Origin of the sequence: Methylobacterium frigidaeris, from assembly GCF_022179185.1 — a bacterium.
GTDB classification, from domain to species: Bacteria; Pseudomonadota; Alphaproteobacteria; order Rhizobiales; family Beijerinckiaceae; genus Methylobacterium; species Methylobacterium frigidaeris.
The window spans coordinates 58,913-66,747 of sequence record NZ_BPQJ01000034.1 but is presented as its reverse complement, the minus strand read 5'-3'; the positions used below and the strand labels follow the sequence as shown (position 1 = coordinate 66,747).

Here is a 7,835-nt window from a genome sequence, read left to right as displayed (position 1 = left end):
CGCCGCACCTTCGAACGGACGCGTTCGAAGGTGCCAGGCAAGCCCGAACGGGCGCCGGCGCTGATGCGCCGGTCGCCTTCGCATCGACACGGCGATGCGAAGGCGCGAGGGTATTACGTCGTCTTTCCGACGCCCAAAAAAAAGCGGGCGGCACTCGCGTGCCGCCCGTTCTCATTCCGCGATGCTTGACGCTCAGCCGCGCTGAGCCATCGTCACGTAGTCGCGCTTCGGCTCGCCGGTATAGAGCTGGCGCGGGCGGCCGATCTTCTGGGACGGATCCTCGATCATCTCGGCCCACTGGCTGATCCAGCCGACGGTACGGGCGAGCGCGAACAGCACCGTGAACATCGAGGTCGGGAAGCCCATCGCCTTGAGCGTGATGCCCGAGTAGAAGTCGATGTTCGGGTAGAGCTTCTTCTCGATGAAGTACTCGTCCTTGAGGGCGATCTGCTCCAGCTCCATCGCGACGTCGAGCAGCGGATCGTCCTTGATGCCGAGCTCGCTCAGCACCTCGTGGGTGGTCTTCTGCATGATGCGGGCGCGCGGGTCGTAGTTCTTGTAGACCCGGTGACCGAAGCCCATCAGGCGGAAGGGATCGTTCTTGTCCTTGGCCTTGGCGACGTACTCGCCGACGCGCTCAGGGGTGCCGATCTCGGCCAGCATCTTCAGCGCCGCCTCGTTGGCGCCGCCATGCGCAGGGCCCCACAGGCAGGCGATGCCTGCGGCGATGCAGGCGAAGGGGTTGGCGCCCGAGGAGCCGGCCAGTCGCACCGTCGAGGTCGAGGCGTTCTGCTCGTGGTCGGCGTGCAGGATGAAGATCCGGTCGAGCGCGCGCGACAGGACCGGATTGGCCTGGTACTCCTCGCACGGCACCGCGAAGCACATCCGCAGGAAGTTCGAGGTGTAGTCGAGGTCGTTCTTCGGGTAGATGAACGGCTGGCCGATCGTGTACTTGTACGCCATGGCCGCCAGCGTCGGCATCTTGGCGATCATGCGCATGGAAGCGATCATGCGCTGCTTCTCGTCCGTGATGTCGGTCGAGTCGTGGTAGAAGGCCGAGAGCGCGCCGACCGAGGCCACCATGACGGCCATCGGGTGGGCGTCGCGGCGGAAGCCCTGGAAGAACCGGTTCATCTGGTCATGCACCATGGTGTGGCGCGTGACGCGGTAGTCGAAATCGGCCTTCTGGGCCGCGGTCGGCAGCTCGCCGTACAGCAGCAGGTAGCAGGTCTCGAGGAAGTCGCCGTGCTCGGCCAGCTGCTCGATCGGGTAGCCCCGATACAGGAGCACGCCCTCGTCGCCGTCGATGTAGGTGATCTTCGACTCGCAGGAGGCGGTCGAGGTGAAGCCCGGGTCGTAGGTGAACTGGCCGGTCTGCGCGTAGAGCTTGCTGATGTCGATGACGCTCGGACCGATCGTGCCGGTCTTCGTGGGCATCTCGATCGCGCGGCCGTTCACCGTGAGGGTGCTGGTGGGGAGGCTCATGGGGTTGCGGACCCTTTCCATCAACGTGACTGAGCGTCGGCGCCTCGGCCGCGGCCCCCGGGGCAGGGCGGCGAACTTTGCTGCGGGTGCTCACTCGGGTCCGGGTTAGCGGATCGCCGCACCGGCATCAACTACGGCTCCCTGCCCGGGTGACAGAATTCAGTTTCTGTTCAGGGGTCGTCGAGTCACCCCCGCGAGTGCAGATTCGCGGGGGTGCGCGGCCCAGTTGTGCCTCAGGCCCCGACCTGCTCGCGCAGGCGCTGCAGGCTCTCCTCGCGGCCCAGCACCGCCATCACGTCGAAGAGCGGCGGCGAGGTTGTCCGGCCGGTGAGCGCCGCTCGCAAGGGCTGGGCCACCTGCCCGAGCTTGACCCCGGCGGTCTCGGCGAAGTGCCGCACCGCACCCTCGGTCGAGGCGGCGCTCCACTCAGTGAGGGCCTCGAGGTGAGTCAGCGCCCCGGCCAGCCGCTCGCGCCCGCCATTGCCGAGGAGGCCCGCCGCCTTCTCGTCGAGGGCCAGCGGGCGCGGCGCGTAGAGGTAATAGGCGCTGTCGACGAGCTCGATCAGGGTCTTGGCCCGCTCCTTGAGACCCGGCATCGCGGCGATGAACTTCTCGCGAAGAGCCGGATCGAGGGGGGCGGAGAGGCCCCAGCGCTGCCCTTGCGTCGGCAGGATCGCCTCGATCGCCGCGACCAGCGCCTCGTCTGTGGACGAGCGGATGTAGTGTCCGTTCAGGTTCTCGAGCTTGGCGAAGTCGAACCGGGCCGGCGAGCGGCCGACCTGGGCGAGGTCGAAGGCCGCGACCATCTCCTCGGTCGAGAAGATCTCCTGGTCGCCGTGGCTCCAGCCGAGGCGCACGAGGTAGTTGCGCAGGGCCGCCGGCAGGTAGCCGAGATCGCGATAGGCATCGACGCCGAGCGCGCCGTGGCGCTTCGAGAGCTTCGCCCCGTCCGGGCCGTGGATCAGCGGGATATGCGACATGTTCGGCACGTCCCACCCGAGCGCCTGGTAGATCTGGGTCTGGCGCGCCGCGTTGGTCAGATGGTCGTCGCCGCGGATGACGTGGGTCACGCCCATGTCGTGGTCGTCCACCACCACCGCCAGCATGTAGGTCGGCGTGCCGTCCGAGCGCAGCAGCACGAGGTCGTCGAGGTCCTTGTTCTGCCAGACCACCCGGCCCTGCACCGCGTCCTCGACTACGGTCTCGCCGTCGACGGGAGCGCGCAGGCGGATCACCGGCTTGAGTCCGGCGGGCGCCTCCGCGGGGTCGCGGTCGCGCCAGCGGCCGTCGTAGCGGATCGGCCGGCCCTCGCGCCGGGCGGCCTCGCGCATCTCGGTCAGCTCCTCGGGGGTGGCGTAGCAGTAATAGGCCCGGCCGGCGGCGAGCAGCCCCTCCGCCACCTCCCGGTGCCGGCCTGCCCGGGCGAACTGGTAGACCACGTCGCCGTCCCACTCGAGGCCGAGCCAGTTCAGCCCGTCGAGGATCGCGTCGATGGCGGCTTGGGTCGAGCGCTCGCGGTCGGTGTCCTCGATGCGCAGGAGCATCCGGCCGCCGTGCCGGCGCGCGTAGAGCCAGTTGAACAGCGCCGTGCGACCCCCGCCGATGTGGAGGAAGCCCGTGGGCGACGGGGCAAAGCGGGTGACGACGGAGGACATGCGCGACGAGAACCGGGTGAGAGCGAAAAAACGGTGTGGCCGGGGCCGTTAGGGCCGGGTCAGCTGAGTCGACCTGCCGGCGCCGGGTCCTGTAGCATGCGCGGGACGAGCCGTTAAGGAACCGTCTTCCCGGCTGTCCCGTCGCTGCGGGGATCGGCGACGGGATCAGCGGCGGTTGGGCGCAGCCTCGTCGGGTCGGGGCGCATGATGGCGGGGCCGGGCGCAGGGACGGGGATTGTGGCGCGCCGCTTGCGCGCGCTGCCCGCGCCCGTGCTGCTGCTGCCGGCCCTCGGCGGGTGGTTCTACGCCGGGCTCGCTGCGGAAGCCGCGCAGCGCCGGCTGTTTCCCTGGCTCGCCGTCGCCTTCGGGGCCGGCGCGCTGGTGTTCCTCACCGTCGCGGACGGCACGGTTCTCCTCGCCGCGCCGTTCGGCACCGGCCTCGCCCTCGCCGGGGCGGCCTTCGCGCTCCGGGCCCGGGCGGTGGCGCCGGCCCTGCTGCTTGCCGCGTCCTTCGTGTTCCTCGGCTTCGGTGCCGCGGCCTTCCGCACGGCCAGCGTCGCCGCGCCGGTGCTGGCCCGCACGGTGATCGCGCCGCTCCACGGCTTCGTCGAGGCGCTGGAGGAGCGCGAGGAGGGCGCCCGTCTGGTGGTGCGGGTGACGCGGCTCGGGGAGATGCTGGCGGCCGAGCGCCCGGCCCGGGTGCGTGTCTCGTACCGCCGCGCGGACAACCTCAAGCCCGGCGACTACATCGAGGCCAAGGCGCGCCTGCTGCCGCCGCCGGAGCCGGCGCGGCCGGGCGGCTACGATTTCTCCCGCGACGCCTATTTTCGCGGCATCGGCGCCGTCGGCTCGCTCCTCGGCCAGGCCACGGTCAAGCCGCCGCCCGAGCCGGCTCCGCTCTCCCTGCGGCTCGCCGCCGGCTTGGACGAGGCGCGCAACGCGCTCACCCGCCGCATCGCCGAGGCCAATGGCGGCCAGCCCGGCGCGGTGGCGGCGGCCCTCGTCACCGGCAAGCGCGGCCTCATCGACCAGGACACCAACGAGACCTTGCGGGCGGCCGGCATCTATCACGTCGTCTCGATCTCGGGTCTCCACATGGTGCTGGCCGCCGGGGTGGTGTTCTGGCTCGCCCGGGCGCTCCTCGCCCTGGTGCCGGGGCTGGCGCTGGCCTGGCCGATCAAGAAGATGGCGGCGTTGCTGGCGATGATCGGGGTCACCGGCTACTGCGCCTTCTCGGGCTGGGACCTCGCGGCCGAGCGCTCGCTGGTGATGACCCTGGTGATGCTCGGCGCGATCCTGGTCGACCGGCCGGCGCTCAGCCTGCGCAACCTGGCGCTGGCGGCGCTGATCTCGCTCGCCCGCGAGCCGGAAGGATTGTTGGGACCGAGCTTTCAGATGTCGTTCGGGGCGGTGGCCGGGCTCGTCGCCTGCGCCCGTCTGATCGAGGGGCGGCTGTGGAACCCGGAGGGCGGCGGCCCGATCACCCGGGCTGTGGCCTGGTGCCTCGCCACGGTCGTCGGCACTCTCGCCACCACCCTGGTCGCGCAGGTCGCCACGGCCCCCTTCGCCACCTACCACTTCCAGACCGTCCAGCCCTTCGGCCTCGTCGGCAACGCGCTGACCTTGCCGCTCGTCTCGCTGGTGGTGATGCCGGCGGCGGTGCTCGGCATCCTGGCCACTCCCTTCGCCCTCGACCGCCCGGTCTGGTGGACGATGGGCCTGGCCGTGCGCGGCATGCTCGACATCTCGGCCTGGATCCAGGGCTTCGACCGCGCCACCCTCGTGCTGCCGGCCTTCGGCCCGGGCGCCCTCGGGCTGATGACCGTGGCCCTGCTGCTCCTGGTGCTGCCGGTGTCGGGCTTGCGCTGGCTCGGCCTCGTCCCCGGCCTCCTCGGCCTCGCCCTCGCGGCGGCCCCGGAGCGCCGCGACCTCTACGTCGACCGCGAGGGCGGCGGCGCGGCGCTGCGCGGATCCGACGGGCGCCTCGTCGTGCTCGGCCGCCCCCCGGCCTTCGTGCTCGAGCAGTGGCTGAAGGCCGACGGCGACGGCCGCTCTCGCGACGATCCCGGGCTGAACGCGGGCGCCCGCTGCGACAAGCTCGGCTGCGTCGGCCATGGGCCGCAGGGCGTGAGCGTAGCTCTGGTGCGCGACAAGCGCGCCTTCCCGGAGGATTGTGCCCGGGCGACCGTGGTGGTCTCCCGCCTGGAGGCGCCTCCGGGAGGCGCCTCCGGGATGCGCCGCCAAGCATGTCCTCGACAAGACATTCCTGGCGGCGCACGGGGCGACGACGTTGCGACTCACCGCGGACGGTCTGGTGATCGAGACTGCCAAGCGGCCGGGAGAGACGCGGCCGTGGCGGCCGGCGCCGGTCGTGAGGGCACCTGCGCCGCCGGCCCCCGTCGCGCCGGTGCCGGGTGTGACGCCTCAGCCGGCGCCACCGGAGGGGGAAGAGGCGGAGGGGCAGGGTGAGCCGTGACGGCGCCGATCCTACGGCCCGATCTCCCGCATCTCCGTCCGCTGACGCTTCGGTCGTCCGGGAAAGGGTCCGGGAGCACCCGGTGCCAGATGTTGCAGTAGATCTTCCAATCCTACGGCATCAGTTTCAGTGCATCGGTGAAGAAGTCCGGCCCGCCGAAATTCCCGGACTTGAGCGCCAGCCACATGTCCCGGTCGGTGGTGCGCAGGACCGGCACGCCGGGGGCGATCTCGGGGCCGACGCGGAAGGCCGGCAGCCCCAGGCGGTCGACCACGGCGCCGGAAGTCTCGCCTCCCGCCACCACCAGGCGGCGCACGCCGTTTGCGACCAGTCCCTCGGCGATCCGCGCCATCGCGGCCTCGATGGCGTGGCCGGCTTCGTCGCGGCCGTAACGGGCCTGGACCGCGGCGACGTCGTCCGGGCCGGCGCTGCTGGCGATCAGCACCGGGCCGTCGCCGATCCGCTCCATGGCCCAGGCCAGGGCCGCGCCGGCCTCGTCCTCGCCGGCGAGCAGCCGCGCCGGATCGAGGCGGCGCACCGGCATCGCGGCCTCGGCCCGGGCGATCTGGCCCAGAGTGGCCTGCGAGCAGCTGCCGGCGAGGCAGGCCGCCGGGCCGCCGATCGGGCCGCCGAGATCGGTGTCCGCGGCAGCGGGCGCGACGCGGCCCGACGCCACGAGCGCGCGGGCGAGACCGAGGCCGAGCCCCGAGGCGCCGGTCGAGACCTTCCGGGTGAGGGCGGCCGCGCCCAGCACCGCGAGGTCGCGGTCGAGCACCGCATCGGCGATCGCCGCGCCCTTGCCCTCCCGGGCGAGGGCGTCGAGCCGGGCGCTCACCGCCTCCGCGCCGTGCGCCACCGTGGCGAGGTCGAGGAGCCCAACCGGCCCCCGGCTCTGGCGCGCCAGCACCCGCACGAGGTTCGAATCCCGCATCGGGTTCAGGGGGTGGTCCTTGAGCGGGCTCTCGTGCAGCGGCACCGCGCCGACGAAGAGGTGGCCGAGATAGACCGTGCGCGCCGTCTCCGGAAAGGCCGGGGTGACGAGGGCGATCGCTTCGCCGGCATCCTCGCGCAAGGCGTCGGTCACCGGGCCGATATTGCCGGCATCGGTCGAATCGAAGGTCGAGCAGACCTTGAACAGCAGGTGGCCGGCACCCCGGGCGTTCAGCCACGACGCGGCCTCGCGCGAGCGCGCCACCGCCTCTTCGGCGGGAATCGAGCGGCTCTTGAGCGAGACGACCACGGCGTCGACCTCGGGGAGCGCGAGATCGTCCGCCGGCACCCCGATGGTCTGGACCGTGCGCAAGCCCGCCTTGGTCAGGGTATTGGCGAGATCGGAGGCGCCGGTGTAGTCGTCGGCGATGCAGCCCAGCGCCAGGGTCATGTGCGTGCTCCCTTGTACGGGGCGAACCAGCCGAGCCCTTCGCGCGTGCCGGCCCGCGGGTTGTACTCGCAGCCGATGAAGCCGTCATAGCCGAGCCGGTCGAGCTCGGCGAACAGGAAGGCGTCGTTCATCTCGCCGCTGCCGGGCTCGTGCCGCTCCGGCACGCTCGCGGTCTGGACGTGCCCGACCATCGGCATCAGGGCGCGCAGCCGCATGGTCACGTCGCCGTGCAGGATCTGGCAATGGTAGAGGTCGAATTGCAGCTTCAGGTTCGGCAGCCCGAGGTCGCGGATCACGTCGGCGGCGTAACCGAAGTCGTTGAGGAAGTAGCCCGGCATGTTGCGGGCGTTGATCGGCTCGAGAACGAGGTCGAGCCCTTCTGTGCTCAAGCGCTCCGCCGTCCAGGCGACGGCGCGGCGGTAGGAGTCTCGGGCTTCGGGGTCGTTTCGGTCTGCCATGCCGGCCATCATGTGCAGGCGCTTCACGCCGGTGGCGCGGGCGTACCCGAGCGCCGTCTCGACGCCGCCTTTCAGCTCCTCGAACCGCTCCGGCAAAGCTGCGAGGCCTCGCTCACCGGCCGCCCAGTCGCCCGGGGGCAGGTTGAACAGGGCCTGGGTCAGGCCGTGTGCCGTCAACCGCTCGCCGATCGCCTCGGGCGGGTGGTCATAGGGAAACAGGAACTCGACCGCCTCGAACCCGGCCGCCGCGGCCTCGGCGAAGCGGTCGAGGAACGGGACTTCGGTGAACATCAGGGTCAGGTTCGCGGCGAAGCGCGGCATGACAATCCTCCCTTGATCGGCGCGGCGGCGCCGGTGCCTTGGCGGGCTTGAGCCTGGTC

5 protein-coding genes and 1 pseudogene are annotated in these 7,835 nt (G+C 71.6%); 2 read left to right on the top strand and 4 right to left on the bottom strand.

Features of this window, described 5'->3' with window-relative positions; translation table 11 throughout:
* Positions 1–189, top strand: a 189-nt coding sequence (locus tag MFF64_RS26600; RefSeq protein ID WP_238192817.1) for a hypothetical protein, incomplete at its 5' end; no start/stop codon positions are given.
* Between the two features lie 3 nt (positions 190–192).
* Here the strand turns inward: MFF64_RS26600 and gltA are convergent.
* Together gltA and gltX are read right to left on the bottom strand one after the other, a co-directional pair.
* Positions 193–1,485, bottom strand: coding sequence for a citrate synthase (gltA, locus tag MFF64_RS26595; protein WP_099902137.1), 1,293 nt, complete (start codon positions 1,483–1,485; stop codon positions 193–195).
* A 233-nt stretch (positions 1,486–1,718) separates the two neighbouring features.
* Complete coding sequence (gene gltX, locus MFF64_RS26590) at positions 1,719–3,140, bottom strand: glutamate--tRNA ligase (protein WP_238192816.1); 1,422 nt, start codon at positions 3,138–3,140, stop codon at positions 1,719–1,721.
* A 207-nt stretch (positions 3,141–3,347) separates the two neighbouring features.
* Here gltX and MFF64_RS26585 point away from each other — a divergent pair.
* A pseudogene (locus MFF64_RS26585) lies at positions 3,348–5,616 on the top strand (ComEC/Rec2 family competence protein).
* Positions 5,617–5,728: 112 nt separating this feature from the next.
* Here MFF64_RS26585 and otnK read toward each other — a convergent pair.
* Both otnK and otnI read right to left on the bottom strand, forming a co-directional pair.
* Complete coding sequence (gene otnK, locus MFF64_RS26580) at positions 5,729–6,997, bottom strand: 3-oxo-tetronate kinase (protein ID WP_099906322.1); 1,269 nt, start codon at positions 6,995–6,997, stop codon at positions 5,729–5,731.
* Positions 6,994–7,776: a 2-oxo-tetronate isomerase gene (otnI, locus tag MFF64_RS26575; protein WP_099906320.1), complete on the bottom strand. Its 783-nt coding sequence runs from the start codon at positions 7,774–7,776 to the stop codon at positions 6,994–6,996. The genes otnK and otnI overlap by 4 nt, the downstream gene beginning before the upstream one ends.
* Between the last annotated feature and the right edge of the window lie 59 nt (positions 7,777–7,835).

Excerpts from the sequence above, each read along its gene's own strand:
- otnI (WP_099906320.1), bottom strand. The coding sequence starts at position 7,776 with ATGCCGCGCTTCGCCGCGAACCTGACCCTGATGTTCACCGAAGTCCCG.
- gltA (WP_099902137.1), bottom strand. The coding sequence starts at position 1,485 with ATGAGCCTCCCCACCAGCACCCTCACGGTGAACGGCCGCGCGATCGAG.
- gltX (WP_238192816.1), bottom strand. The coding sequence starts at position 3,140 with ATGTCCTCCGTCGTCACCCGCTTTGCCCCGTCGCCCACGGGCTTCCTC.
- otnK (WP_099906322.1), bottom strand. The coding sequence starts at position 6,997 with ATGACCCTGGCGCTGGGCTGCATCGCCGACGACTACACCGGCGCCTCC.